This window comes from Methanolobus vulcani (genome assembly GCF_006546655.1).
GTDB lineage: Archaea > Halobacteriota > Methanosarcinia > Methanosarcinales > Methanosarcinaceae > Methanolobus > Methanolobus vulcani_A.
In genome coordinates, this window is sequence record NZ_VIAQ01000019.1 from 201,241 (window position 1) to 227,838 (window position 26,598).

General features: G+C 41.3%; 33 protein-coding genes. 23 read left to right on the forward strand and 10 right to left on the reverse strand.

Going from position 1 to position 26,598, the window contains the following annotated elements; genetic code table 11:
• Window positions 1-121 precede the first annotated feature (121 nt).
• Entirely contained in the window at window positions 122-301 is a 180-nt protein-coding gene (locus FKV42_RS12285) for a preprotein translocase subunit Sec61beta (RefSeq protein WP_154810572.1), read from the forward strand.
• 85 nt (window positions 302-386) lie between these two features.
• Here the strand turns inward: FKV42_RS12285 and FKV42_RS12290 are convergent, their stop codons facing one another.
• Both FKV42_RS12290 and FKV42_RS12295 read right to left on the reverse strand, forming a co-directional pair.
• Entirely contained in the window at window positions 387-671 is a 285-nt protein-coding gene (locus FKV42_RS12290) for a signal recognition particle protein Srp19 (protein ID WP_154810694.1), read from the reverse strand.
• 89 nt (window positions 672-760) lie between these two features.
• Window positions 761-1,081, reverse strand: coding sequence for a DUF6951 family protein (locus FKV42_RS12295; RefSeq protein ID WP_154810573.1), 321 nt, complete (start codon window positions 1,079-1,081; stop codon window positions 761-763).
• A 190-nt stretch (window positions 1,082-1,271) separates the two neighbouring features.
• Between FKV42_RS12295 and FKV42_RS12300 the strand changes: the two genes are divergently transcribed.
• Window positions 1,272-1,544, forward strand: coding sequence for a hypothetical protein (locus FKV42_RS12300; protein WP_154810574.1), 273 nt, complete (start codon window positions 1,272-1,274; stop codon window positions 1,542-1,544).
• Between the two features lie 38 nt (window positions 1,545-1,582).
• On the opposite strand, the gene FKV42_RS12305 is transcribed toward FKV42_RS12300, so the two are convergent.
• Window positions 1,583-2,053, reverse strand: coding sequence for a DUF5806 family protein (locus FKV42_RS12305; RefSeq protein ID WP_154810575.1), 471 nt, complete (start codon window positions 2,051-2,053; stop codon window positions 1,583-1,585).
• 116 nt (window positions 2,054-2,169) lie between these two features.
• Here FKV42_RS12305 and FKV42_RS12310 point away from each other — a divergent pair, with 116 nt between their 5' ends.
• Window positions 2,170-2,577: a universal stress protein gene (locus tag FKV42_RS12310; RefSeq protein ID WP_154810576.1), complete on the forward strand. Its 408-nt coding sequence runs from the start codon at window positions 2,170-2,172 to the stop codon at window positions 2,575-2,577.
• A gap of 25 nt (window positions 2,578-2,602) precedes the next feature.
• Here FKV42_RS12310 and FKV42_RS12315 read toward each other — a convergent pair whose 3' ends face one another.
• Window positions 2,603-3,424 (reverse strand): sugar phosphate isomerase/epimerase family protein, encoded by an 822-nt coding sequence (locus tag FKV42_RS12315; protein WP_154810577.1) that lies wholly within the window; start codon window positions 3,422-3,424, stop codon window positions 2,603-2,605.
• Between the two features lie 90 nt (window positions 3,425-3,514).
• On the opposite strand from FKV42_RS12315, the gene FKV42_RS12320 reads away from it, so the two are divergent.
• From FKV42_RS12320 to FKV42_RS12370, 11 genes are all read left to right on the forward strand, one after another.
• Complete coding sequence (locus FKV42_RS12320; RefSeq protein WP_154810578.1) at window positions 3,515-4,546, forward strand: peptidase U32 family protein; 1,032 nt, start codon at window positions 3,515-3,517, stop codon at window positions 4,544-4,546.
• Window positions 4,546-4,932 carry a DUF5402 family protein gene (locus FKV42_RS12325; RefSeq protein ID WP_154810579.1) on the forward strand — a complete coding sequence of 129 codons (387 nt, stop codon included), beginning with the start codon at window positions 4,546-4,548 and terminating at the stop codon, window positions 4,930-4,932. The genes FKV42_RS12320 and FKV42_RS12325 overlap by 1 nt, the downstream gene beginning before the upstream one ends.
• A 255-nt stretch (window positions 4,933-5,187) precedes the next feature.
• Entirely contained in the window at window positions 5,188-6,102 is a 915-nt protein-coding gene (gene mtrE, locus FKV42_RS12330; protein WP_154810580.1) for a tetrahydromethanopterin S-methyltransferase subunit E, read from the forward strand.
• Window positions 6,099-6,818: a tetrahydromethanopterin S-methyltransferase subunit D gene (gene mtrD, locus FKV42_RS12335; protein WP_154810581.1), complete on the forward strand. Its 720-nt coding sequence runs from the start codon at window positions 6,099-6,101 to the stop codon at window positions 6,816-6,818. Before mtrE ends, mtrD begins: the two co-directional genes overlap by 4 nt.
• Window positions 6,819-7,628, forward strand: a complete 810-nt coding sequence (gene mtrC / locus FKV42_RS12340; RefSeq protein ID WP_154810582.1) for a tetrahydromethanopterin S-methyltransferase subunit MtrC — start codon at window positions 6,819-6,821, stop codon at window positions 7,626-7,628. It abuts the gene before it with no gap.
• Complete coding sequence (locus FKV42_RS12345; RefSeq protein ID WP_154810583.1) at window positions 7,625-7,939, forward strand: tetrahydromethanopterin S-methyltransferase subunit B; 315 nt, start codon at window positions 7,625-7,627, stop codon at window positions 7,937-7,939. Before mtrC ends, FKV42_RS12345 begins: the two co-directional genes overlap by 4 nt.
• 1 nt (window position 7,940) lies before the next feature.
• Window positions 7,941-8,669 carry a tetrahydromethanopterin S-methyltransferase subunit A gene (gene mtrA / locus FKV42_RS12350; protein WP_154810584.1) on the forward strand — a complete coding sequence of 243 codons (729 nt, stop codon included), beginning with the start codon at window positions 7,941-7,943 and terminating at the stop codon, window positions 8,667-8,669.
• A gap of 1 nt (window position 8,670) precedes the next feature.
• The gene (locus FKV42_RS12355) at window positions 8,671-8,898 is read left to right on the forward strand and encodes a tetrahydromethanopterin S-methyltransferase subunit F (protein WP_154810585.1); all 228 of its coding nucleotides are present in this window, start codon (window positions 8,671-8,673) and stop codon (window positions 8,896-8,898) included.
• A gap of 1 nt (window position 8,899) precedes the next feature.
• Window positions 8,900-9,136, forward strand: a complete 237-nt coding sequence (gene mtrG, locus FKV42_RS12360) for a tetrahydromethanopterin S-methyltransferase subunit MtrG (RefSeq protein ID WP_154810586.1) — start codon at window positions 8,900-8,902, stop codon at window positions 9,134-9,136.
• A 16-nt stretch (window positions 9,137-9,152) separates the two neighbouring features.
• Entirely contained in the window at window positions 9,153-10,109 is a 957-nt protein-coding gene (mtrH, locus tag FKV42_RS12365) for a tetrahydromethanopterin S-methyltransferase subunit H (RefSeq protein ID WP_154810587.1), read from the forward strand.
• A gap of 230 nt (window positions 10,110-10,339) precedes the next feature.
• A complete protein-coding gene (locus tag FKV42_RS12370; RefSeq protein ID WP_154810588.1) occupies window positions 10,340-10,906 on the forward strand; it encodes a hypothetical protein in 567 nt (188 codons plus the stop codon).
• Window positions 10,907-10,931: 25 nt separating this feature from the next.
• Here FKV42_RS12370 and FKV42_RS12375 read toward each other — a convergent pair whose 3' ends face one another.
• The 4 genes from FKV42_RS12375 to FKV42_RS12390 all read right to left on the reverse strand — a co-directional run bounded on the left by FKV42_RS12375 (window position 10,932) and on the right by FKV42_RS12390 (window position 15,003).
• Window positions 10,932-11,210 (reverse strand): DUF1894 domain-containing protein, encoded by a 279-nt coding sequence (locus FKV42_RS12375; protein ID WP_154810589.1) that lies wholly within the window; start codon window positions 11,208-11,210, stop codon window positions 10,932-10,934.
• 13 nt (window positions 11,211-11,223) lie between these two features.
• Entirely contained in the window at window positions 11,224-12,228 is a 1,005-nt protein-coding gene (purM, locus tag FKV42_RS12380) for a phosphoribosylformylglycinamidine cyclo-ligase (RefSeq protein WP_154810590.1), read from the reverse strand.
• On the reverse strand, window positions 12,225-13,637 hold the full coding sequence (locus FKV42_RS12385; protein WP_154810591.1) for an aspartate kinase: 1,413 nt from the start codon (window positions 13,635-13,637) through the stop codon (window positions 12,225-12,227). The genes purM and FKV42_RS12385 overlap by 4 nt, the downstream gene beginning before the upstream one ends.
• Window positions 13,638-13,749: 112 nt before the next feature.
• Entirely contained in the window at window positions 13,750-15,003 is a 1,254-nt protein-coding gene (locus FKV42_RS12390) for a hypothetical protein (RefSeq protein ID WP_154810592.1), read from the reverse strand.
• 106 nt (window positions 15,004-15,109) lie between these two features.
• On the opposite strand from FKV42_RS12390, the gene FKV42_RS12395 reads away from it, so the two are divergent.
• The 3 genes from FKV42_RS12395 (at window position 15,110) to FKV42_RS12405 (ending at window position 18,183) form a co-directional block, all read left to right on the forward strand.
• Window positions 15,110-16,315, forward strand: coding sequence for a cofactor-independent phosphoglycerate mutase (locus tag FKV42_RS12395; protein ID WP_154810593.1), 1,206 nt, complete (start codon window positions 15,110-15,112; stop codon window positions 16,313-16,315).
• Window positions 16,316-16,459: 144 nt separating this feature from the next.
• A complete protein-coding gene (locus FKV42_RS12400) occupies window positions 16,460-16,921 on the forward strand; it encodes an Hsp20/alpha crystallin family protein (protein WP_154810594.1) in 462 nt (153 codons plus the stop codon).
• Between the two features lie 503 nt (window positions 16,922-17,424).
• Window positions 17,425-18,183, forward strand: a complete 759-nt coding sequence (locus FKV42_RS12405; protein WP_394348070.1) for a coenzyme F420-0:L-glutamate ligase — start codon at window positions 17,425-17,427, stop codon at window positions 18,181-18,183.
• Here the strand turns inward: FKV42_RS12405 and FKV42_RS12410 are convergent.
• Window positions 18,169-18,630: a deoxycytidylate deaminase gene (locus FKV42_RS12410; RefSeq protein ID WP_154810595.1), complete on the reverse strand. Its 462-nt coding sequence runs from the start codon at window positions 18,628-18,630 to the stop codon at window positions 18,169-18,171. The two genes, FKV42_RS12405 and FKV42_RS12410, sit on opposite strands and share 15 nt — an antisense overlap.
• Window positions 18,631-18,743: 113 nt before the next feature.
• Between FKV42_RS12410 and FKV42_RS12415 the strand changes: the two genes are divergently transcribed.
• The 6 genes from FKV42_RS12415 to FKV42_RS12440 all read left to right on the forward strand — a co-directional run bounded on the left by FKV42_RS12415 (window position 18,744) and on the right by FKV42_RS12440 (window position 25,355).
• Window positions 18,744-19,646, forward strand: coding sequence for a protein translocase subunit SecF (locus FKV42_RS12415; protein ID WP_154810596.1), 903 nt, complete (start codon window positions 18,744-18,746; stop codon window positions 19,644-19,646).
• Window positions 19,643-21,346, forward strand: a complete 1,704-nt coding sequence (locus tag FKV42_RS12420) for a preprotein translocase subunit SecD (RefSeq protein ID WP_154810597.1) — start codon at window positions 19,643-19,645, stop codon at window positions 21,344-21,346. Before FKV42_RS12415 ends, FKV42_RS12420 begins: the two co-directional genes overlap by 4 nt.
• Window positions 21,347-21,357: 11 nt before the next feature.
• Entirely contained in the window at window positions 21,358-22,398 is a 1,041-nt protein-coding gene (locus FKV42_RS12425; RefSeq protein WP_154810598.1) for an AAA family ATPase, read from the forward strand.
• A gap of 19 nt (window positions 22,399-22,417) precedes the next feature.
• Window positions 22,418-24,064: a tRNA uridine(34) 5-carboxymethylaminomethyl modification radical SAM/GNAT enzyme Elp3 gene (locus tag FKV42_RS12430; protein ID WP_154810599.1), complete on the forward strand. Its 1,647-nt coding sequence runs from the start codon at window positions 22,418-22,420 to the stop codon at window positions 24,062-24,064.
• 107 nt (window positions 24,065-24,171) lie between these two features.
• The gene (locus tag FKV42_RS12435) at window positions 24,172-24,531 is read left to right on the forward strand and encodes a helix-turn-helix domain-containing protein (protein ID WP_328287528.1); all 360 of its coding nucleotides are present in this window, start codon (window positions 24,172-24,174) and stop codon (window positions 24,529-24,531) included.
• 77 nt (window positions 24,532-24,608) lie between these two features.
• Entirely contained in the window at window positions 24,609-25,355 is a 747-nt protein-coding gene (locus tag FKV42_RS12440) for a MinD/ParA family ATP-binding protein (protein WP_154810601.1), read from the forward strand.
• A 17-nt stretch (window positions 25,356-25,372) separates the two neighbouring features.
• On the opposite strand, the gene FKV42_RS12445 is transcribed toward FKV42_RS12440, so the two are convergent.
• Window positions 25,373-26,185, reverse strand: a complete 813-nt coding sequence (locus FKV42_RS12445; RefSeq protein WP_154810602.1) for a hypothetical protein — start codon at window positions 26,183-26,185, stop codon at window positions 25,373-25,375.
• Window positions 26,186-26,598 lie beyond the last annotated feature (413 nt).

Here is a 26,598-nt window from a genome sequence, read left to right on the forward strand (position 1 = left end):
AATCTTTTAAATCATTAAAGACATGAAAGGGTCAGGTAAATTAATAATAACCACCATAAATGGTTAATATAAAGTTTATATATTACTCATTAAACAATCATTAATACTAAATGGAGATATTATGGCACAAAAGAAATCCAGTGGTAATGGCTTGATGTCATCTGCCGGTCTTATGAGATATTACGAAGCCGACAAAAAAGCAATACATGTAGATCCTAAAACAGTGGTCGCTGTCGGTGTTGTTATTGGTCTTGCTATTCTTGTACTTGATGCAAACTTTGGAATGTGGCCAGTAGTATAAGGTCAAAACTGCATGTTGCTAGCGCAACAGCCACATTTACATTCTTTTTTAATAGAAATAAAAATAAAAAATATAGTGGATGCTATTAGGAACGCATTTCCTTAATAGCTGAACATATCCTTCTGCAGTGATGAGTCTTTGGTGCAGTATTATCAATAAGTACTCTGCCTTTTGTATCCCACCAACTTTTAGGATAGGCTTTATCTGCTTCTACTTCAGGATTCAGCCCAAGCTTTGTTGCTGCCTGATTAATCTCAGTAATTGTAGGGGATTCTACAGAGGTCTTTCTGGAAACAATACGACCATCCTTTCTGGATTTGGTCTTATCGATGTATGCCGGCCAGATGACCAGTTTACCCCTGTCTTTCATCATCATGGGTTTTAGAATACAACTCATTCGATTTAAATTTGCCTTAAACTTGTCCTAAATCGCCTGGAAAAAAGAGATGATTGACTTTTTTAAACCTCATTGAATTCAATATTAATTCCACCTGATTTTTTAACCAGAGATTTTGCAAGGAAACCTGCCTCCATCCTGCAGAGATTGATTACCGCACATGGAACCAGACAATTTGCAGAACATCCTGCTTCATGTGCCCTGTCAATAACATAATTGTTCTTTATGTCCAGAATTTCCATCATCGGAACCTCCATATGAGAGATATTTTTTATCTTTTCGCAAGGGGTTTCGATATCAACAATGATTGTTTTTCCGTCTTTAACACCACGTACCTTATGAACAAAATCACAAACTGTGGAATTTACAGTAAATTCAGCCAATTTATCACCTTTTTTAAGAAACTTAACTTTGATTTGATAATAGAGTATAGAGAGTTTTTGGATAAGATTAAAAACTAAATATGCTACTGCCAGATAAAATATTAAGCGACTAATCCCGAGCTTAAAATTGCAATATTGAATATAACGGATGGATAAAACTTAAGTACCATTATATTACTGCCTTCTACCCATGATAGACGCACCAAGAGAAATAAAGGTAGAAACAGAAGTTGAGGATTTTATCCGTAAAGCAAAGAAAGATTACAGACTCTGCACAACCTGCGGAGGACCTGCAATTGTTCCTACTGACATGAGTATGCCGAAGGATTCAGACATAAAGATCAAAATCGGAGATAATACCCTGCATGTATCTAAAGTACAGGCAAGGTACATCAGACAAATAGAGATGAGAATGCTTCTTGGATATCTCAACTACTGCGACAGAAATGAGATTGAACCCTGAGAGTGCATAATTCTGATTTTACTTATTTTTGATTATTTTCAGTAATAATCTTCATCCAGAGATTCGTTGATATTTCTCAAGACCTCGGCAACAAGCATCTGAACCTCGGTTGCATGCTCTTCCGGCACTTCACTTCCTTCAGTGTCCATGAGTTTTTTGATATCTTTCACCATCTGATGGATCATTTGCAGCATTTCTTCCTGTGTGATAAGACCTGCATAATATGCGTAAAAGAATGTTGTGCCGCTACGCTGGATTTTTTTCTTGAATGAAGCACGTGCGTTTGATACTTCCTGCCGGGAATATTGTTCATCCATGAAAGGAACAAGTTCCGGGAGGTTCTCACCTATCCAGGTCATTTCTGAGTGGTTGGAGAGATTCTTGAAGTCTGCACACATCCGGGAGATTACCCACTCACGTGCAGTGAGATGAGTAGTTTCTTTCAGAAAACGAGTTACATCGGAGTAACTTTTGTTATCCATTTTTTTGAATTTCTGATACTTATTCATCACCATTCACCCATGTAAGAATTTATTTGCAGCATACAAATGATATGTATTGCAGCCACTGCATTACACAATGGTTCCAACATATTTAATAATAACCTGTACAATTCATTTTTTGAATGAAATTACTCATACCAACCGACGGCTCGATATATTCATCAAATGCTGCAAAAGTAGCTGCAAAGATAGTCCAGAAGCATGATTACAGACTTATTGTCCTTCATGTGGTTCCTGATAAGGGTTTTACCAGAAAGACCTGGCAGGATGAAGGAGCAAACAGTGCTATTTCCACCATCAAAGATATCCTTTTAGAGGCAGGATGTGATGAAGAAAGGATTGATACTATAATAGAGGATGGTAGTGCACCTGAAAAAATAGTTGAAATTGCCAGAAAAGAAAGAGTAGACCGTATAGTCATTGGCACACATGGAAAAAACGGCTTTAAAAAACTAATTGGATCCGTTACCGAAAAAGTACTTCAAATATCTGATGTGCTTGTACTTGTGGTACCGCCCAACTACAAATAATAATACGATTTACTGTAAATTGACCTTAAGCATTAAGGGCTTTTTTCAGAGTTGCCTTTCCAGTGCGCACATCATCCATGGAGAAAACCTCCATATTAAATATTCCTTTATAATTCTCATTCTTCAATTCCCTCAGGACAGTATAATCTATAGTACCTACTCCAGGGGCGAGGTGCTGGTCACCATCATATTCATCAGTCCAGACTCCGCCATTGTCGTGAACATGGACATGAATTACATGTGGTGCAATGGTTTTTACAAACTGCAAGAGCTTGTTTTTGTCGCCGCCACAGGTAAGATTTGCGTGGCCAATATCGAATGTTGCACCAAGGCTATCAGAATTTACATCTTCAACTGCACGCGCAAGTTCTGCGGCGTCACAACACAGATTGCCAGTAGAAGTGCCTTCCTTGTTCTCAAGACCAAGCATCACTCCTGAATCCTGCGCATCTGATGCCAGAATTTTCAGATTAGCTACCATTTTGTTAAAACATGATTCGTGACCATCCTCAGTCCCAAATCTGCCGGGATGCAAAACTATTGCATTGGATTCCAGCCGGGATGCCAGTTCAATAGATTCACGTATCAGGCGAAACTCCCTTTCACCCATTGAAGCCATATCAACCACTACATCTTTTGGATAAGTTGGAACATCTGCAAAATAAGGTGCATGAAGTGAGGTTTTTAAATCAACCGTTGAAAGGTCATCGAGTAATGATTCAAGAATATCTTTCTGCAATATGGAATCCTTATACACGCCAAGTTTGGGCATGTAAAGTTCAACGGATTGTAATTCAGAAGCAATATCATAAAAACTTCCTGCAAATGATGAGGCACCAAGAATCATGAATTATTGGTCATTGTAGTAATTGATAAGACTTTTGCTTTTCAGAGGGAACCAAAATACTTATCTAAATTAAAGAGCACCAGCAAAGCAATGAAACTGTATGCGCCACACGTAGGACACCTTGAAGCACTTGAGGAGCTGCTTGCTGGTTCCAAAGACATCTATGGCATCTACATGGCAGGCACACCTGACTATGTAGGCACCGGGAGAACTAACCTAAGTTCGCCGGGACTTGAAGAGATCGCTGAGCAGACAGCGCGTGCCCACGAGGAAGATGTGAAGATGGAAGTGGTTCTGAACAGTTCATGTATGGGTGGCCAGCACCTTACCCCTGAAGGATATAACAGGGTAAACTGGTATTTTACACAACTCCATAACATTGGTGTTGATGCAGTAACTGTTGCTGAGCCTTATTTTATAGAGATGCTGTCAAAGGATTTCGATATGGAAGTCGTTGTTTCAGTACTGTCCTTTGTAGATTCACCGCAAAAGGCTGAATTCTATGAACAACTTGGTGCTGATACTATAGTAATAGACCCTGTAATAAACAGGGATTTTGAAAAACTTGAAGCAATAAGAGACGCAGTATCCTGTGACCTGAAACTTCTCGTTAACGAAGGATGTCTTTACCAGTGTCCTTTCAGGTATGCGCACTTCAATTTCTTTTCCCATGCCAACGGCCCGGGACCAAAACTGAATGTTCTGGATGACTATTATTACTACAAGTGCCTTTCACTCAGAATCAGTGATCCCCAGCAACTTATCAAATCTCCGTGGATACGACCTGAAGACCTGAAAGAGTACAAACATATTACAGATATCTTCAAGATTGGAGGAAGAACACACTTCCCTAACTGGATACTTAACAATGTGCAGGCTTATGCAAACGAATCTTATGATGGTAACCTCATGGACCTGCTTGATTGTCCAAGAGATATCCGTGACCTGTTCTACATACCTAACAAGGAACTGGACGGTGCCATTAACCAGTGGAAGCAGTGCAGTAAAGTCTGCAACAAATGCGGATACTGTAAAAGACTTGCAGAGAAGATAATTAAGGTATACACTGCAGATGGATGCGGGAATGTACTAAAACCCCTGAAGAGCGAAGGTGGGCAATAATGACAATTATAGATACACTGGCAAAAAACCGTGGTGAGCTTGAGAATAAACTAAGGAATCTGCTTGCAAAGCCAGTCTTCCTTATTGAGATGGATGCCTTTGCTCTTCCATGTGGATGCAAAGGTTTAACCATCAATACCAGAGGGTTGCAATTAGATGATCTGGAGATATTTGAGGAACATATTAATGAATATATGAAAAAAACATCTGAGGATCTTGAAGTTGAACCATCATTTCTCTTTGCAAGACTTGTGCCTGGTACGGCAGAAGTAGCATCATTAAATAGTAGAGTACTTTGCAATAGGTGTTACATGGACTTTGCGCGAGGAACCGGCAAACAACCCAGACCAGACATATATATACTTAACTTCTCACGCAGGGAATGAAATCCTGCTTTCCGTATTTTTTGAAATATATATTTTTACCGTTGGTTGCTATTGGTGTTATTTTAACTGCCAATATAAAAAGACCCGTATTTTGGCTTGTTCCATTCGAAAGGTTTAAGAAGTATTTAATATAATGCAAACCACCTGACGTTAGTCTACGCCATACTAATTATGATAAAATATTCGAAGTAAGAATATTTTACTTTTGGCACGATTTACGCTTAATTTATACAATACAAAAAGGAGGAAATGTGAATGGAACCGCTCACAGGTATGGGCGTACTGGCACTTATGGGAGCAGCCGCAACTATTGCAGGTGCCTCTGAAGACCTTGAATCAGATGTAGGGTCACAGAGTAACCCAAACTCTCAAGTGCAACTTGCGCCTCAGATGATGTATCCACACAGGATCTATAACAAAGCTGTTTCTGGTGAACCACCATCAAACGCACTTATGTGTGCAATCGGTGGAACAACCGCAACCGTATTGATGAACACTGGTGCATCTGCTGCCCTGGCATTGGTCATTGGAGCAATTGTCGCTGCAGCAATACACGGTACATACTCAGTAACATCATATTTCGGCAGATCAGCAAGTCAGAAACGTTTTAAACAACCAATTTATTTAGATATAATTAGAAGTCACACACCCGTCATCATGGGATATGCATTTATCACAACATTCTGTATCCTTGTGGTATCATATCTTATGGTAACTGCAATGGCACACCCATTCTCACTGCCACTTCTGGCATTCATTTGGGGAATTACCGTTGGTGCAATCGGTTCATCAACTGGTGATGTACACTACGGTGCAGAACGTGAATTCCAGGCTGTCGAGTTCGGATCCGGCCTTAACGCTGCAAACTCCGGTAACATCGTGAGGAAAGCAGAATCCGGTCTTAGAAATGGTATCGACAACTCATGGTTCTGTGCAAAGTTCGGTGGACCAGTAACTGGTCTTGCTTTTGGAATGACCGTATTCCTCAGTGGTTGGGTCACAGCAGTTTTTGATGCAAGCAGAGGAGATGCAATCGGCTGGGTTTCAGTCCTTGCAGGTGTAATTATTGTACTTATTCTTATATTATGGAACAGAAACATTGAAGTTGCTGCCCGCGCTGCATATGGAACATACAAAGAAGACGAAGCAGAAGCAGAGGTGGCTGCATGATTGATGTAGCAGGAATTTTAATGCAGAATATACTCTACGTGATTTTGATCACATTAGGTGGAGTATTAATTTCATGGAGTGTTCACTTCGTACCAGTAGGTGGTGCTCCAGCAGCTATGGCACAGGCTACAGGTATCGGTACAGGTACCGTACAGCTCGCAGCTGGTGCAGGTCTTACAGGTCTGGTTACAGCTGGTGCAATGATGCAGATAACAAACAATGCAGCACTTGTAATTGCATCCGGTGCAGTCGGTGCAATGATCATGATGTCTGTAACAATGATCGTAGGAACATGGGTTTACGCATATGGTGTCGGATGTCCTCCAGCATCAGCAAAGGTAAAGTACGACCCAATTACAAAGGACAGGCAGGACCTTTATGTATCACAGGGTACTGAGGGACACGGACTTCCAACCGTATCATACGTAAGTGGTGTAATCGGTGGTGCTCTTGGTGGTGTCGGTGGTTCACTTGTATACTACGCACTTATGAGCATTGAGAACGGACTTCCACTCGCAGACCTTGTAGGTATTGCCAGTGTTTTCGCAGTAGGTATCTTCTTTGTGAACGCAGTAATTCCATCCTATAATATTGGAGGAACTATCGAAGGTTTCCATGACCCTAAGTTCAAGAGATTCCCAAAGGCAGTTCTCGCATCACTTATAGCAACTTTCTTCTGTGCACTTATCAGTGTACTATCAATAGGAGGTCTGTAAATGTCAGCAGGTGGAAGTGGAGCAGCCGCAGAGGCAATTCCACAGAACAATATAATGGCCTTCGGAGTATTAGGCGGACTTATAGGAGTATACGGAGCATACTTCCTTGTAGGTATGGTCGGACAGTATATGTCCTTCATCGGTGCCCTTGGCGCAATATGCGGCATGGTATGGGGTGCAGCAGCAGTTAGAAGAGTAGCAAGTTACGGTCTTGGTACCGGTGTACCTTCAATTGGTATGCTTGCACTTGGTATGGGAGTTATTGCAGCAACATTCGGCCTTGCAGTAGGCGGTGTTGCAGGACCAGTAGTTGCACTGGTAGTAGCAGCAATCATTGGTCTTATGATCGGTGTCCTGGCAAACAAAATCCTTAAGATGGGAATCCCTATAATGGAAGTATCCATGACAGAGATCGCAACAGCAGGCACAATCACTATTCTTGGACTTTCAGTTGCAATGACAGGAACATTTGACTTCCCAGTCGTACTCAGCCAGGTAATTTCCACAGGATACATTGCAGTGATCTTCATTGCAGGTGGTCTTGCAATCCTTCACCCATTCAACGCATGCCTTGGTCCAGACGAGAAACAGGACAGGACACTTATGTGTGCAGTAGAGAAAGGTTCAATCGCAATGATCGTTGCAGGAATTGTTGCAACCACTAATCCAAATGCATCAGGTGCTCTCACAATCCTCATAGGAATCGCACTCTGGTATGTAGCATTCAGCGGATTCTATGACCGTACAAAGAGAGACGCATACGATGTTGTAGGAGCTGGCATGTTGCCTTCTAAGGAGGAATTGGAATGAGTATGGTACACGCAGCCCCAGAGGCACACCTTGTACTGGACCCACTCACCTCACTTCTTGCAGAAGAGAGAGAAGACATAATCCAGTATTCAATGGATCCTATAATGGAACAGCTCGACGAACTTGACAAAATAGCTGATGACCTCATCAACTCCCTGTCACCAACCAAACCACTCATGAACTCATATCCAGGTCGTGAAAACACCTCATACAGTGCAGGTTTCTATGGTAACTCATTCTACGGAGTAGTAGTAGGTCTGGCCGTTGCAGGACTTATGCTCCTGGTCATGAGCGCATTAGGAGTGATGTGAAATGGCAGATAAAAGAGAACCAGCCCCAGGATGGCCAATACTTAAAGGAGAGTACGATGTTGGCGACGTCAATAACTGTGTCGCAGTCGTAACATGTGGTTCACACCTTGCAGCAGGCCCACAGCTCGATGCAGGTGCATGTCTGACAGGTCCATGTAAGACTGAGAACCTTGGTCTTGAAAAAGTGGTTGCACACGTAATATCAAACCCAAACATCAGATACCTCCTGGTAACAGGTTCTGAAGTAAAGGGTCACATTACCGGTGAAGCAATTGTCATGATCCACAAGAATGGTATCAAAGACAACAGGATCGTCGGTGCAACAGGTGCTATCCCTTACGTAGAGAACCTTTCGGAGGAAGCAATCGCAAGATTCCAGGAACAGGTCGAATGTATCGATTTCATCGGTACCGAAGACATGAATGCCATTACTGCAAAGATCAAGGAATATGCAGCAAAGGACCCCGGAGCTTTCGACGCTGACCCACTGGTACTTGAAGTCGGAGAAGGTGGCGGAGAAGACGAAGGAGAAGCTGGCGGACTTAAACCAATGGCAGCTGAACTGGCAACCGTCAGAAGCAGGATACTGAGCATCAACAAGGAAATGATGGCAATTGGTAACCTCAATAAATTCCACTCCGGTGTACACGCAGGAAAGGTAGAAGGAATAATGATTGGTCTAGCAATCACATTGTCACTTCTAGGTATGCTACTGTTCGGAGGTAACTGAGATGGCAGATGAAGAATATGGAAAAGGCGTACCAATGGTCATTACCCCCCAGATGGGACCCATTGAAGCTGTAGTCGAAGATATCCGTTACAGAGCCCAGCTCATTGCAAGGAACCAGAAACTTGACTCTGGTGTTTCCGCAACAGGAGTAGCTGGATTTATTGCAGGATTCGTATTTGCAATCGTAATGGTAGTTATCATCCCTATGTTCGCTTGGAAGGTGATGTAAGATGACCGAAGATAGAAGCGACAGGGTACCAAGTGTAGTCACTAACCCGGAGGACTTCCAGGAAGTACTTGAGAAACTCAACATGATTGATGAGAAGATCGAGTTCGTAAACAGTGAAGTTGCACAGCGTATTGGTAAGAAAGTTGGAAGAGACATAGGAATACTTTACGGAGCTGTTGTCGGAATAATCATGTTCCTGCTTTACGTACTGTTCCTTGCACCTATGCTCGGTATTTAATAAAGAGGTTATTCATATGTTCAAATTTGACAAGAAACAAGAGGTATACGATGTAGGCGGTGTCAAGTTCGGTGGCCAGCCTGGACAATACCCTACAGTGCTTGTAGGAACAATGTTCTACAACAGGCACAAGATCGTGACTGATGAAGACAAGGGTGTCTTCGATGTAGATGCTGCAAACAAACTCTGGCAGGGAATGGTTGACATGGGCGAAGTTACAGGTAACCCAATAGTAAACCAGATTGTCGGAGAAACACCAGAAGCAATCAAGAAGTACATCGACTGGTTCGTAGAGGTTGATGATAAGACACCATTCCTTATCGACTCATCCGCTGGTGATGTTCGTGCAGCAGCAGCAGAGTATGTAACAGAAATTGGCGTAGCTGACAGAGCAATCTACAACTCAATCAACGCCAGTGTTCACGCTGACGAGATCGAGGCAATCAGAGACAGCGACATCACTGCATCCATTGTCCTTGCATTCAACGCAACAGACCCAAGCGTAAAGGGTAAGCTTGAGATCCTTGAATCCGGTGGTACCGGTCAGGAGAAGGGTATGCTCGAAATCGCAAAAGAATGTGGAATCACAAAGCCACTTATCGATGTAGCAGCAACCCCACTCGGAGCAGGTTCCGGTGCATCCATGAGAGCAGTTATTGCAATCAAGGGACACCTCGGACTTCCTGTTGGTGGTGGATACCACAACATGGCTTCCGCATGGGACTGGATGAAGGCATACAAAAAGCAGTTCGAAACCAGAGAACAGAAGCAGGCAATCTACATGCCAGCTGATATCGGAACAAACCTTGTACCACAGGTGCTCGGTTCAAACTTCCAGCTCTTTGGCCCTATCGAGAACACTGACAAGGTATTCCCTGCAACAGCAATGGTTGACATTATGCTTGCAGAGACTGCAAAGGAACTCGGCCTTGAGATCATGGACGAGAACCACCCAATCAACAAGCTGGTTTAAACCAGCTTTATTCTTTCTTTTTTCTTCAAAAATAAAAAGTAAAGAGCCGCAGGCATAATTGGAATCCCACCCCACAACCTGTATCAGCCATTCTCACAAAGTAGATGAGTACAGCAAAAATACAGAGTATATAATATAATGATTACGAGTACTTCAAGATAACAGAAGTATTGATGAGATACGTTTTCGATAGCAGAAAATAATTAAAGAAACAAATACTATCAACAAACATGACCGAGGCAATGCTTGTATGGGACAATCCTTTGTTGTTTGAAAAACTATTCACTGAACATGGCATCAAATGCCAGAGAATAGTGTCCGATTCCATAGGCACACCCTTCACCCCTCCATGCAAATGTGTTGTAATTCCCACAGGATTTGCAAATAAAACATATACCCACATCTTACCAGGCATTGAGAGAAATGCCAAAAGCTTTGAGAAATTCGTGAGAGGAGGAGGAAATCTAGTAATATTCAGTCCTGTTGTCTTCGAATATGAATATAAGTGGCTGCCAATGGAACTTGAATACAAACAACAATATCAGGTTACCCATATCTGCAAAGAAAAAGAGCATGAAGCCCAATGTATTGTTGAAGACACATGTCCTGAAATCGAGTTTGACGGCTATTTCACAAAAACAGACGGGGAAGTTATATTCAGAAGCGATGAAGGAAATCCCCTAATGGTGGTAAAAGAACTGGGAGAAGGCAAGATAATTGCCACAACAATTCATGAATTCCCCACCGGAAAATTCCTTAAATGGATAATTGAAACTGCAAAAATGAGCAAATTGTAATTCAAAAATATACATAGATTACAATTTACTTTTTGAAATCCTTCTTTAATTGCTCTGCAATATCTGCAGCATCTACAACCTTAAGAACAAAAATACCAAAGCATGGCTTGATAAACTGGAAGAAAACCTCATCTCCCTTTACACCTACCGGAACATTATCACCCATCAGTGCCACACCACGCAATCTATAACCACCAGGAACATGGTAAACTGTATCTGACTTTTCCTGGATCAACTTCTCTGCCTGTGCAGGAGTAGCGCCTTTAATAAGAATCTCGAAAGGAATGTCATTGATACAAGCCATGATAATACCTACTTTATTCCACCATTACAAGATCGCTAACTTTAATTCCTTTTTCTGTGATACGACCAACTATTTTACCACCGGTCATGCTGGCAGCTTTCTCTGCCTGATCCTGAGGCAAAATAACAACAAAGCCCATTCCCATGTTGAAGGTCTTATACATCTCAAAGTCATCGACATTACCCTCTTCCTGAAGGAACTTGAAAATATCATTTGGCTCTATCGGATCGTAGAAATCAAATCCAAGACTTGTAACCCTCTTCAGCTTTAACAGACCACTGCCTGTTATGTGAGCAAGTCCATGGACATCACATTCTTTAATGACATCAAGAACTTCCATATAGATCCTTGTTGGAATCAGAAGCTCATCACCAATTGTGGTGGATTCATTATATGGGAATTTGTCATGATAAGAGTATGATGACTGTTCCATGATATTTCTCACAAGAGTATACCCGTTACTGTGAACACTGTCAGCAGGAATACCTACAATCGCATCCCCAAGCTGAACTTTTTCTCCTGTAATGATGTTTTCTTTCCTGACCATTCCAAGACAGGTTCCTGCAAGGTCAAAGCCGTTTATAATATCAGGAAGTGTTGCGGTTTCGCCTCCAACTATGGACATGCGGGATATCTCTGCGCCTTTTCTTAGACCTTCACCGATCTGGGCAGCGAAATCCTTATCGTGTTTCTCAAGTGCAAGATAATCCACAAATGATATTGGCTCTGCACCTATTGCCAGCAGGTCATTTACATTCATTGCAATACAATCAATACCCACTGTGTTCCAGCGTTTCATCTCATTTGCAATAAGAACCTTTGAACCAACACCGTCCGTAGCAAGTGCAAGGGCGTATTCTCCAAAGTCGATTAGTCCGGCATAGTGACCTATACCGGTCAAAGGTGCACCCAGACCCTCACGCTTATAGTCCATACCCTTTGTGAGTGCCTTAATGGTCACTTCTTCCTTTTCGATGTCTACCCCAGATTCTGCATACGTAAGGTGCTTATCTTTCATTGATATCCCCTGCATTGTTTGTCTAATTCAAATTCGCAGTGTAAGGTCTTAACAGCTTCCAATGCCTGCTCGGAACTTACCACAAAAGAAATATTGTGCTGTGATGAACCCTGACTGATCATAATAATATTTATACCGGACACGCCAAGTGAATTGAATACTTTTCCTGCAACTCCCGGAATGCCATCCATGCCAGCACCTACAACAGCCACGACACATACGTCACGGTCATAGGCAACATCGCCTACAACATTTGTTGTAAATTCAGACCTGACCGCTCCAACTGCTGCTTCAAGGTGATCCTCATTGACCACCAGTGACATGTTAGCTTCTGATGAACCCTGACTGATCATAATAATATTTACACCGGCCTTTGCGAGTGCGGAAAATACTCTTGCAGCAGTTCCTATGGTGCCAACCATGCCTGCACCACTTATATTGATGAGTGCAACTTTGTTAATGAGAGTTACAGCCTTGACTACATCATGTACCTTTTGCTGCTCTGCAACAATAAGAGTACCCGGGAAATCCGGATCAAATGTATTCTTCACACGTACCGGGATCTTATGCCTGATAGCAGGTTCGATGGTCCTTGGATGAAGCACCTTTGCTCCGAAAAATGAAAGCTCCATAGCCTCAATATAAGATATCTGAGGAATCGGACTTGCATCCGGTACGATCTTAGGATCTGTTGTCAGAATTCCGTGGACCTCTTTCCACAACCAGATCTCATCAGCATCAACTGAAGCACCGATTATAGATGCGGAGAAATCAGAACCACCCCTTCCAAGAGTTGTAATGATATCCTGTTCGTTCTGGGCAATGAAACCGGTCACAACAGGAATGTGGTCTGCAAGCAGAGGACACAATCTTTCATGAACTCTGGTATAGCTGTCCTCCAGAGGCTTGGCATCACCATAATTGGAATTTGTGAGAATACCTGCCTCTCCTCCTGTAAATGCTTTGGATAAAATACCGAGTGAACGGAGAGAACCACTTACAATAGGAGCGGCAAGACGTTCACCATATGAGGAAATATAATCAATTGAACGAGTGCTGAGCTCCCCTAAATAACAAATTCCTATCAAAGCCTTTTCCAGCTCATCGACCCTGCTATCTATTACCTCTACACATTCTGACCTGATATTTTCATCATCAATTGCAACATTAATAGCATCGTAATGTTTCTTACTAAGGTCCGCAATGAATTCTTTTACCTGGCTAACTTTCCCATTTTCGGATACATCTTTTGCTGTGCTAAGTAAACCATCTGTAACTCCACCGAGTGCAGATGTCACTGCTACAAGTTCATTGCCATCCATGCGGAACTGTCTTAACAGTTCTGCCACATGTCGGATCTTTTCGCCGTTTTCCACGGAAGTCCCGCCGAACTTCATTACGATTCTCATGATACAACCACGTTTAGTTTGTCAGCTAATTGCGTCTATAAACAATAAAGAGTAATATAAAGATTATGTGTAAACCTATGTTCCAAAAAAGTATCAATAGAAGAATATAGGCTTACCTGAACTTATTAAAGAACTTAAAGAATAACAGGAAAACACCTGCTGTGACTATGAGGGAAAACGCATTTGAAACTCCTGTAGATGAAGTCCATGAAGATAGAGATACATCTGAATCCTGTGATTCAGAAGATTCTTCTGTGTCTGCTGATGAATTCGTTGTTAGATTATAAGTGTTTGATATTTCACTTGCTGCCGTATTTGCAATCTTGACGATAGATTCTGTAATGTTGTCTTTAATATTCACGGACACAGAGAATTCCTCAGAATAATAAGAAGACTCATCATCCTCGTTTATAGTTATCAGGGTTGCCTTATGGATACCAGCATCCATTTCATCGGTTACGGCCTTATATACACCCGAACTTACATTATGCCTAGAATCCAGAACTTCACCGTCTACCAGAATACGTACCTCTGAAAATGACTCGTCCAGAGAATAACTGACAATTGCAATCCTTCCGGCTTTAAGTCCTCCATCTACCGGTGAAGAAACATCAATATCCAGGCCGTTGGGAAGTTCATCTGAAGAAGACTGACTTTGTTTCAATGATACATGATTTAGGAATACAGTTACTTCATCGCCAGACTCAAAAAATGCTTTTACGTTAGCAAGGAAAAGAGTTTCAGGATTTCCATCTGAATAAACTGTGTAATAGAAGTAGTCATCCGCCTCTACCTCATCCTCTTTCAGCAGTTTCCCATCAAGCCTCAGCTCAAGAGTAACTTCATCATCATCCACATCTGTGGCTTCTAATGTGTAGATACCTGACAATTCCAGTTCAGAGTCAGTTTTCAGTGAATAACTTTTGTCAAGCAGAAGATAATCCCCTATATCTTCGACGGGATCCATATACTGCTCAACATAGATAGTGGAATATACAACTCCATCTTCTTTATCCACATCACCGTCAGTAGTAATTCTCAGTATAAAATAATCAACTTCTTCTTCGTCATCATCCTCATCTTCAACAACCGAGCGAACATATTCGAGTGGTTCGTCCTCCCTGGCAAAATTGTCATCAAGCTCCACTTCATCCCCGTTAAGATAGAGTTCGATCCAGATATCACCACTTTTGCTATTCATGTCCAGCACTTTGAACGAGTAACCCTGCTCAAGAAATATCTCATCCTGTACTGTTACCTGAGGTTCAGAATAATGGATCATCGTCTTCGTAGTCACACCGGATGCAGGAGACACACATAGCAAAAGGATACATACAGAGATAATTACAAAATGTATATATTTCATCGAAACCTCACTCTTAGAACCAACAAAATGACAGGACTTCTACCATTTCCATGGCATTATTACTGTCTTATTGTTTTTATTGATTTCTATTAATATAGGTGAAAATATGAAATATGTAGTACTCATCGGAGATGGCATGGCAGATGAGCCTCTTGAAGAACTTGGTAACATGACAGTTCTTCAGAAAGCAAACACATCCAACATGGATTATCTTGCCAAATACGGCAGGGCAGGACTTGTACAAACAGTTCCTGAAGGTATGCACCCCGGAAGTGATGTGGCCAATATGTCAATTGTAGGGTACGATCCGAAAAAGTACTATACAGGCAGGTCACCACTTGAAGCAGCAAGCATGGGTGTGGAACTTGAAAAAGACGATGTCGCCTTTCGCTGCAACCTGATAACTATCAAAGATGACATGATAGCTGACTACAGTTCCGGACATATTACCAATGAGGAAGCAAAGGAACTGATAGAAAGCATTGATGCAGAGCTTGGAGATAACAAAGTCCGTTTTTATCCCGGAATTAGCTACCGTCACCTCATGGTAGGTAAGAAAGGACTTGGAGCAAACACAGAATGTGTACCGCCTCACGATGTTATTGATGAAAGCAGATTCGAGCATATGCCAAAAGGCGAAGACAGTGAACTCATCTGTGAGCTGACCGAAAAATCCATGGAGATTCTGAAAGACCATCCTGTCAACCTCAAAAGAATGGAGGAAGGAAAGAACCCTGGAAACTCCATCTGGCTCTGGGGACAGGGATATGCACCTGCATTCACACCTTTTGGAGACTTATACGGACTCAAGGGAGCTATAATATCAGCAGTGGACCTTGTTAAAGGAATAGGAATCTATGCAGGGCTCGATGTTATCGAAGTACCTGGTGCTACAGGATACCTTGACACCAATTATCTTGGCAAGGCAGAATACGCAATTGACGCACTCAAAGACCATGATTTTGTTTTCGTGCATGTTGAAGCTCCTGATGAGGCAGGACACATGGGCAATATGAATGCAAAGATTCAGGCTATTGAGGATTTTGATGAGAAAGTAGTAGGCACTGTCCTGAATGCAGCAAAGGAAATGGATGAAGATGTAACTATTATGGTGCTTCCTGACCATCCAACACCCATTGTACTGAGAACTCACACATCCAACCCGATTCCGGTAGCAATCTATTGCACTTCTGAAAAGGCATCCGACGATGCGGATGCATTTAATGAGGACTCTGTAAAGAAAGGCACTCTTGGAACGGTTTATGCAGCAGATCTTGTGAGAAAACTGATAGATGGCGAGTGGGCTCAATAACCCACTACACAACCTCTTGAATTCGTTTTTTACAAAGCTAATTGGCTCATTATTTATATATAGAACCACTGAGATATTGTTTTATAGTGGGAGTATCTGTTTTTGCGGATAGTTCCATCTCTATATAAAAAAGAGAGTGGTAAAATGAAGTTTGGACTAACACCATGGTCACCATCTACAGCCTCAAGATGGGATCCATTTGATGAGATGAGGCAGATACAGGAACGTCTTAACCGTTTGTTTGGAGAAAGTGAGAGCAGCTCAGAAATGATGGATATTGACACCCTTTCCCCCCTTGTCGACATTAAGGAGGAGGATAACAACATTATTGTCACAACAGATCTTCCTGGCGTCAGCAAAGAGGATGTTGACATAGACATCAAGAATGATAGGGTCTGGATCAAGGCAAACACGCACAAGGAGTCAAAAGAGGAAAAAGAAGGCTACCTTATGCGTGAGAGGACATACAGCAGGTTTGCAAGAGCATTTAACCTTCCATCTGCAGTAAAAGAAGATGCAGCAAGTGCAAAGCTTGAGGATGGTGTGCTTACTATTACAATGCCAAAGGCAGAGATAGAAGAAAAGCACAGGATAATGATCGAATAAAATTTTAATTAATGTCCGACCATTCGGACTTCCTTTTTTGATTACCCCTTTTTTATTTGATTGATTTTAATTGCGGCATCAGTTAGAAATATCATCATCCTTTGCTCAGTCGGGGTAACTGTCATCATCACCGCAAAAATGTACAATGCAAATATAGTATATTACTTTTCGCTGACAAAGAATATAGAGAATTAATTCAAGAACCTCAATGCCAGACATTTAAACAACAATAGGAACATGAACATATACGCAGAAATCAGACATTGAAACTTTGTGATGGTAAGGAAGTAAGTACAAGGGTTGTTATGACTTTGCTTCAATATAACTGGTTGGTTGATAATTTATAGATTAAAACTTGTACTTACTTCAGTAAGTCACTCCCAATATATACTATTAGATGATTCACATATAAACTAAACTTGTATGAATTTAACATAGCATTGTTAATTAATACTAGAGCATTATTCACAATATCATTACCATACATATTGGAGAATCCCAAATTGAAAATGCAGGTATTTACTGTAGAAAACATACCCCTGATAAAAGAAGGGGACGATATTGCATCGATCATCTGTGAAAATACTACCATAGAAGACAATGACATTGTTGTAATAGCCTCCACCATCGTTGCCAAGGCAGAAGGCAGGATGTTCAGACTGGAAGACATAATCCCCGGAGAGAAAGCATTAACTATTGCCTCAAAGCACGACCTTGATGCAAGATTTGTACAGGCTGTGCTTGATCGCAGTAAAGAAGTGCTGGTAGACTATCCGATATTCCTGGTGGAAACACATAACGGACATGTCTGCATCAAAGCAGGGATCGATGAATCAAATGTTGATACAGGCCATCTGGCTGACCTGCCCTCTGATCCGGATGAGAGCACAGCCAGAATTGGTTCGGCTATCGAGCAGATAACAGGAAAGAATATCAGTGCCATACTTACAGATACAAACGGCAGGGCATTTAAGATAGGACAAACAGGCATTGCCATTGGAGTTTATAACATTCATCCTGTAAAGAACTGGAAAGGACAGAAAGACCTTTTCGGGAACATACTTGAGATTACAGAAGAAGCAATTGCAGATGAGATTGCAGGAGCTGCAAACCTGCTTATGGGAGAAGGTGATGGCGGATACCCGGTAGTTATCATAAGAGGACTGGAACTTCGATCTGAAGAGTCATCCATTCAGGAAATGTACCGCAGTGACCGAGAAGATATAATTAAAAAAGGACTTCGCTGTTTAAGCAAAGTCTGATATCGGGATGTTTACCACTTCCACCCCGGATTCCTCGAAGAAAACAAGTGAGTCTGCATCCGGGTAAGGCTGGATATAAACAACCTTTTTGATATTTGAATTAATTATCATTTTTGCGCAGAGTATGCATGGCTGGTGTGTACAGTAAAGTGTTGCACCATCTGTGCTGACACCATGCAGGGCAGCCTGGATAATAGCATTCTGCTCGGCATGTACCGCACGGCATTTTTCGTGACGGGTCCCTGAAGCAATATTATTTTGCTGCCTGATACAGCCTATATCGAGACAATGCTCCATATTTCTCGGTGCGCCATTATAACCCGTGGAAAGTATACGTTTATCCCGGGCAATCACAGCTCCAACCCTATTTCGCAAGCAAGTGGAGCGTTTGGCCACAACCGTAGCAATCTCAAGAAAATACTCATCTATACTTGGTCTTTCAGTCATCCTTTAAATGAAGCAGTAAGAGGTATATATAAGTTGTAGTGTAAGAATGTATTCACCAATTTTAATTACTTAAATATCGGAATTGAGAATTTATATTCCCGGAGCATAGAAACATGAAAGTCGGTTTGACTGAACGTTTAGATTCTTTTGTTAGAAAACATAACGATCGTCAGCTTGCAGCATTACCGCTTATTGTACTTGTTATTTCATTAATTATACTTGCAATTACTTTTGCAAGCAGCGGAGCACCTGTAAAGCTTGGAATGGATTTTGAAGGCGGAACTATGATCTCGATGGCTAGCCAGGAAAGTGTGGCAACCATTCAGCAGAAGTATGCAGATTACCCAATTACAGACGTCAGACAGGCCGGATCACGTATTATTATGCAGTTTGGGCCAATGAGCGATGAACTGCAAGAACAACTTGTAAGCGATGTGATTGAGTCCTATGAAAATGTTGAGATAAATCAGGTGGGACCGGTATATGGTGCAAGCCTGCAGAAACAGGCAGTTAAGGCAGTTATAGTATCATTTATAGGAATGGCTATTGTAGTCTTTTTGATTTTCAAGACATTTGTCCCTTCTGTAGCTGTTGTTATTTCTGCATTGTCTGATATTGTTATCGCAGCAGCATTCATGAATATTGTAGGGATTGAACTGTCACTTGGTACAGTTGCAGCTCTTCTGATGCTTATCGGTTATTCGGTAGACAGTGATATTTTGCTTACAACAAGGGTGTTGAAACGACGCGGAACCCCGCAGGAGAACATTAGCAACGCAATGCACACTGGTGTCACAATGACAACAACAACCCTTGCAGCGCTTGTTGCAATGTACATTATTTCAACATTCTCCTACGTCCTCAGCCCAACATTTTCACAAATTACTCTTCTTTCAAACATTTCTATCGTCCTTATCTTCGGACTGGTGGCAGATATGATGAACACCTGGATGCTTAACACATCAATCCTCAGGTGGCATGTCACAAGTGTTGGCACAAGGAGGAGAAAAGCATGAGAGACGATGAAAAACAGCAGAGCCTGTTAAAAGATGCAAGAGTGATCGTATTCATTATTGCAATACTCGGTTCCATAATATTCATACATCCCGGGTACTCTTCTGATGAGGGATTCACAACCAATCTCAACTATGGACTTGACCTTGAAGGCGGTTCCTGGCTTCAGCTCAAACTTCAGGGTGCTGTTGCACAGCTTGACGCTGACAGCGGACTTCTTGTAAAAGAAATTGTTAATTTGAACCTTGATGAAGATGTTACAATTGCATCTGTGAATGAAGGAGAAGATGATGTTTCAGTAACTTTCACAACATCTTCGGTGCTCAACAGCAACCAGATGGACCAACTTGGTGTTGGTGAAACGACCATCTCACGAAGTAATAACGTAACCCAAATAGTACTTCATTCCACAAAGCAAACACTTATCAGCACATACCTTGCTGATTCACTGAAAACAGAAGTACTTCCGACACTTGTTTCCGATGGTGTGGAATATGAAATAAGAACAGCAATCACACAGGAAGAACTTGAAACTCTGATGGAGAAAGTTGGAGGTTCCATAGTAACTGACATCAATGGAGATCCAGCCTACAAGGAAGGAGTTACAACCGAAACAAGAGACCTTACAAAACAGATCCTCAGTGATAAGCTTAATTCTCTCGGACTTAAGGACATCCCTGTAAAAACAGTTGGAGATGACTATATCCTTATTGACTTTGCAGGAATTGATCTTGCAACAGCCAAGAACATTGCAGAGAAACCGGGTAAATTTGAGATAAGAATTGTAACTCAGGGTAATGAATCAAAGCATGTTCTTTACGGCGATGAAATTGAATCTGTAAGCATTGTAGGATATCATGAAGACCAGGGACAATGGTATGTACCTTTCACATTGACAGATGAAGGTGCCCAGGCACTTCAGGAAATTGCCATCGAGACTGGCGCAATACAGGATCCGATGTCACATAACCTTGTAATGTATCTGGATGATAACGAAGTTTACAGCGCACCGCTTAGTTACTCTGCAGCAGCAAAACTGGAACAGGCCCCAATATACTCATGGCAGGCATCAACTGGTGCTGATGAAGAAAGCAAGGTAAGGGCAGATGAATTACAGATCCACCTGCGTGCAGGTGCATTACCTGTGAATGTTGAACTTATGGGTTCAGGACACGTTGATGCAGCTCTTGGACAGCAATTCAAGACACAGGCAGTCATTGCAGGACTGATTGCACTTCTTGCAGTCGCATTCGTGGTATTCAGGAAATACAACAAACCTGCTATACTCATACCAATGGTCAGCACATCCATCAGTGAAGTAATAATGATCCTTGGTTTTGCAGCAGCAATCGGATGGCAACTCGACCTTGCAAGTATTGCTGGTATCATCGCAGCCATAGGAACAGGTATTGACCACCTTGTGATCATTACTGACGAAGTACTCTACGAAGGAAAGCTACCCCCAAGGAAAGTTTATCTTTCAAGGATAACAAAAGCATTCGGAATTATATTTGCAGCATCTGCAACAACCATTATTGCAATGTCACCACTGGTGATCATGGGATTTGGAAGCCTGAAAGGATTCGCAATTACAACAATTGTTGGTGTGCTTATCGGAATACTGATCGCAAGACCAGTGTACGGAAAAGTTATCCATGAAGTACTAGCATCAGGTGCAGAAGCTGAAGCAGAATCTGCTTAAGGAGATGAATAATGAAGGACCTGTGGACTGTAAAATACCGACCTAAAACCTTTGATGAGATTATAGGAAACGAGCAATCCCTGGACATGATCAGGAAGCTGGCCATGTCCAACAACCTTCCTCATCTTGTGTTCCACGGCCCGGAAAACACAGGCAAGTCAAGCACAGCCTTTGCGCTTGCCTTTGAACTGTACGGAGATGATTACGAACGGAACCTGGCATACTTTAATGCGTCTGATTTCTTTGAACAGGGGAAAAGTTACCTTGTACGTGACAAGAGATTCCTTCGCATTATAGGGACTGATGATCCTAAAAAGATCTCCAGCAGTGTAATCCACATCTTCAAAGAGGTAATCAATGAATACGCCAGCATGGCACCTGTGGATGCTGACTATAAGATAATATTCATTGACAATGCGGAATCACTGAATTCTGATTCCCAGCATGCCTTAAGGAGAATTATGGAGAAATACACGACTACCTGCCGTTTCATCCTCTCCACCACACAGCCTTCAAAACTTATCACCCCTTTAAGATCCAGAGGACTTCAATTGTTCTTTACACACATATCTGATGATAAAATTACAAAGTTCATTTCAGATGTTGTGGAAAATGAGGGACTTAATGTCAGCACAGATGGTATTGCTGCACTTGTATACCATGCAAAGGGCAATGTTGCCAGGGCTCTAAACACTTTACAGGTTGCTTCAATCCAGCCTGGAAATGAAAGCATAGATACACAACAAATATATGATGCAGCTCTGGGAGAACAATCCGAAAATGTTAACAAACTCTTTGAGTCCATGATTGGAAAGAATATTCTTGAAGCCAGGAAGTATATTGATGAACTTATCCTGGGAGAAGGATTATCCGGACAGGAGATCCTGCTTCAGTTACATCAGGCTACCGTTAATTCTAACGAACCTGATGACATTATTGCCAGATGGGTCACAAAGATAGCTGACACTGACCTCTATCTTACAGAGAGTGCAAACGAAAGAATACAGATCGAAGCCCTTGTTGCAGGATTTTGTCAGCAGGATGCCAATTGATAACCTGATTTGATGGCTCATGACTGATAACGATAAGACTAATTTTGAAGCAGCATGTCGAAAGATACTGGACATGGTGCTGGATGGCAGCATTAAGGATGAGAAAGAGCTCAATAATGCCAAGAAGAAAATTGCAAAGGATTTTCGCCTTTCCACCCTTCCAAAGAATGCTGACATCATCATATCAGGAAATGATAAAGAGCAGGAGACTGTCAGGGCTGTCCTTCAGCGCAAACCTGTCAGGACGATTTCAGGAGTAGCGGTTATTGCTGCAATGACATCACCTGCACCATGCCCTCACGGAATATGTGTCCCATGTCCCGGAGGACCTAATTCTGAATTCCATTCACCACAGAGCTACATGGGAAGAGAACCTTCCACCATGAGAGCCATTCAATTCGAATACGACCCTTATAAGATTGTAACAAACCGACTGACCCAGCTAAAGCAAATAGGCCATGAGGTTAAAAAAGCCGAACTGATAGTTATGGGAGGAACATTTTCCGCCAGGTCGATAGATTATCAGGAGTGGTATACAAAACGTTGTCTTGAAGCCATGAACGACTTTTACGGAGATTCATGGAGACAGGACGCACACCCAATTGGAAAGACAATTCCATACTACACCATTGAGGACGTCCAGAAAGCAAATGAGACAGCTGAGGTAAGAAACACCGGAATTACCTTTGAAACGCGTCCGGACTGGGCAAAAACACATCATATTGATAAGATGCTTGAACTTGGTGCCACCAAGGTTGAAATCGGCGTCCAGAGCACCTACGATTTCATACTTGAAAGAATGAAACGTGGCCATACTGTTGCTGAAAGCATCGAGGCTAACAGGATACTGAGAGACAGCGCCCTGAAGGTCGGGTTCCACATGATGCCAGGACTTCCCGGGACTGACATGGAAATGGAGATAAGGAACTTTAAGCGCCTTTTTGAGGAAACGGGATTCAGGCCGGATTACCTGAAGATATATCCAACTCTGGTAACTGAAGGTACTGAACTTCATCGGATGTGGAAAGAGGGAAAATATCAGGCAATCAGAGATGATGAAGCAACACTGCTGCTTTCAGAGATAAAATCATTCATCCCTAAGTGGGTTCGTTTACAACGCATACAAAGAGATATCCCCTCACCCCAGATACTTGCAGGAGTTCGCAAAAGCAATATACGACAGCTTGCACACGAACATCTGGAAGAACATGGTGGAAAATGCCGTTGCATCAGATGTCGTGAGGTTGGACACAATATATTAAAGGGGAACGAGCCTGACATAGACAACATAGAGCTAACTGTGGAGTCGTATGAGTGTTGCGGCGGAAAGGAACACTTTATTAGCTTTGAGGATACAGAAAAAGATATTCTTATAGGATTTTTGAGGTTAAGATTCCCGGCAAGACCCCACCGTGAAGAACTTTCTGGTGCAGCTCTTGTCAGAGAGCTACACATATACGGTTCAACTGTAGCTGTCGGAAAGGAAGCTGGCATGAATGACTGGCAGCACAGGGGCTACGGAAGAGAATTAATTACACGTGCCGAAGAACTTTCAAGAAATGCAGGTTACAATAAATTGGCCATAATAAGTGGTATCGGAGTTCGCGGCTACTATAGAAAAATAGGGTACGAACTGGAAAAAACATATATGGTAAAAAGATTGTAACAGGACTTGACCAGAAAGTTTTATTAGTAACTATACGGATAATTGTATATACAATCATACATAGATATGTTGTAAAATTCTGATGATGAAATACAGGAGACAAAATATTGGACTCTGAACTCCTTGAACAAATTGTCACCAATTTAAAAGAAATAAACTCTAAACTTGACAAACTGATAGTACAGGTCGAGAACAGGGATGAACAGATCAGTGAGAAAGAAAGAATCATGGCTGAATCCCTGGACGTAATTACATTATTGTCTCTCCCTGACCACTTAAGAACAACTGCAACAACACTATTTGAGATTGGGCCTGCAACGGCAGATGAGATATCAAAAATCACAAATAAGGAAAGAGCAGTTGAAAGTAACTATCTTAATCAGCTTGTCAGGATGAATCATGTTCGAAAATACAGGGAAGGAAGGAAAGTATATTTCCGTATTAACGACAGCTTAAAGAAAAAATAATATATGATAATATATATGCTACATTCTGAATATTTGAGATATAGAGATACAACAATCGGACTAATCGATGATTTAACATGACACTTACATTAGCAATCCATTCTTCCAAAGGCGGTACAGGGAAAACCAGTATTGCGATGAACCTGGCAGTCGCTTTTGCATCTGCCGGAAAAGATACGTGTCTTATAGACCTTGATCTCAGAGGACCGTCACTCTGCTCCATGTTTGAGCCAAAAAAACATTTCTGGATTAATGACTTTCTTTCAGGTAAATGCAGTATGAAGGATACACTTACCGATGTCAGTGAAGAAATGAATACAAATGCTCATTTATACCTGAGTTTTTCAAATCCGGATATCAAAGAGATAAGAGATCTGGTAAGCAAAGATCGTGACTGGCAGGCCAGTGCCCTTAAGGCCCTGATTAACGGAAAGAGAGAGCTTGTTGAAAAGGATCTGGACGTAATAATATTTGACACCAGTCCGGGAGTTGAATATGAATCTGTCAATGCAGTGGCAGCATCTGACATGGTACTCATAGTACACAATGAAACAAATGCCTGTACCAGCTGTACGGAACAACTTATCAGCGGTGTTTATTCCCTTCTTGACAAAAAATGTGGTATTATTGACAATATGTCCCATCAAAATTATGTTGACATTGTTGATAGGGAAAGATACGGAGTACCCGTTCTTGCAACAATCCCATGTATGTGCGAGATAGCAACCAGAGGTAAGGACGAAATCCTTGTCCACACTGACCCTGACCACCTGTTCTCAAAAAGCATACTCTCGATCAAAGATAAAATAGAATCAATGAAATAATTGTTCACTTAATATCTTTATTTTTCTTCTTTTTTCAGAATATCAAGAACATCATTTTTGATATATTCATCCAGATCGTGAGACTTACGATTACTAATATCCTGTTCAATACTCTCTGATGAAAGAACTATGTCTTTGAAAACAACTACCAATACATACATCAGAAAAGCCGGGAAGAATGCAAGTATAGTTCGTTCTACAGGATACACCAATATTACAGAGTTATATGCACTTGCAGGAAGATCATACAATAGATAATATGCTATACTTCCAGCCATATGATCGGTTAGAACGCCTAATAATGATGCAAAAAACAATGAAATAAATACGAATAGTTTCGATGTGATGCTTTTTTTAATGATCGTATTGTGGAAATACACAAAAGCCCCCAGAACCAGCAAGTGATACCATGGATATAAATAGGCAGTCCTGCCCACATCTAACAAATACCAGATACAAATAAAAGAAAAGAAAATTGTCTTTGCAGCTTTATACTCCCTATTAACAACCAGACCTGAAACTATTGAAGCCATAGCATTGAAGATTAATGAGAGTAACGAAAAAGCACTCATTGTGAAAAATGTTCCTGCGGTTATTTTGTATAAAGAGATACCAGATAAAGTTACCAAAGCACCCCAAAATGGCCCGAATAACATACCATTCAGCGCACTAAATGATACAGTTGAACTTATCTGAACATTATCAATACCAGCCACTTCCATAAAGTCGGGCATGTATACCGAAAAATAGGTTAAAACTATGCCAAATACAATGTAAACTACTTTTACATCATTTTTTACCCTTAATTTTGGCAACAGTTTTGAATACACGTATCTTAAATTAGAAGCTTGTTTATATAAAGTTTTACATCCGAATAAATAGGATAATAAAAAATCGTCCTTTTAGCATTTCTTTTTGACATATGATTAAATTAGCAGAAATACCAGTTGTATATACATTGGAACTATAACAGAGAATGTATTTGTATAATACAAATACGCATATCATGAATTGTTCATGAACAAAAAGAATTTTTTAACGGGCAAGTGAATAATAGTAATATCGATTGTAAAATATAAATGAATCATTTAATATTGTTTTATAAAAAAATATAGAAGTCATGTTAAAAAAGCAACAAATAACAATAATTAAAAAATAGATAAGAACCGTAAGAGGCTGTTTTTTAAGTCGAACAACAATATAAATTAATTAAAGAATTATACGATGGAACTTTTTTATAACA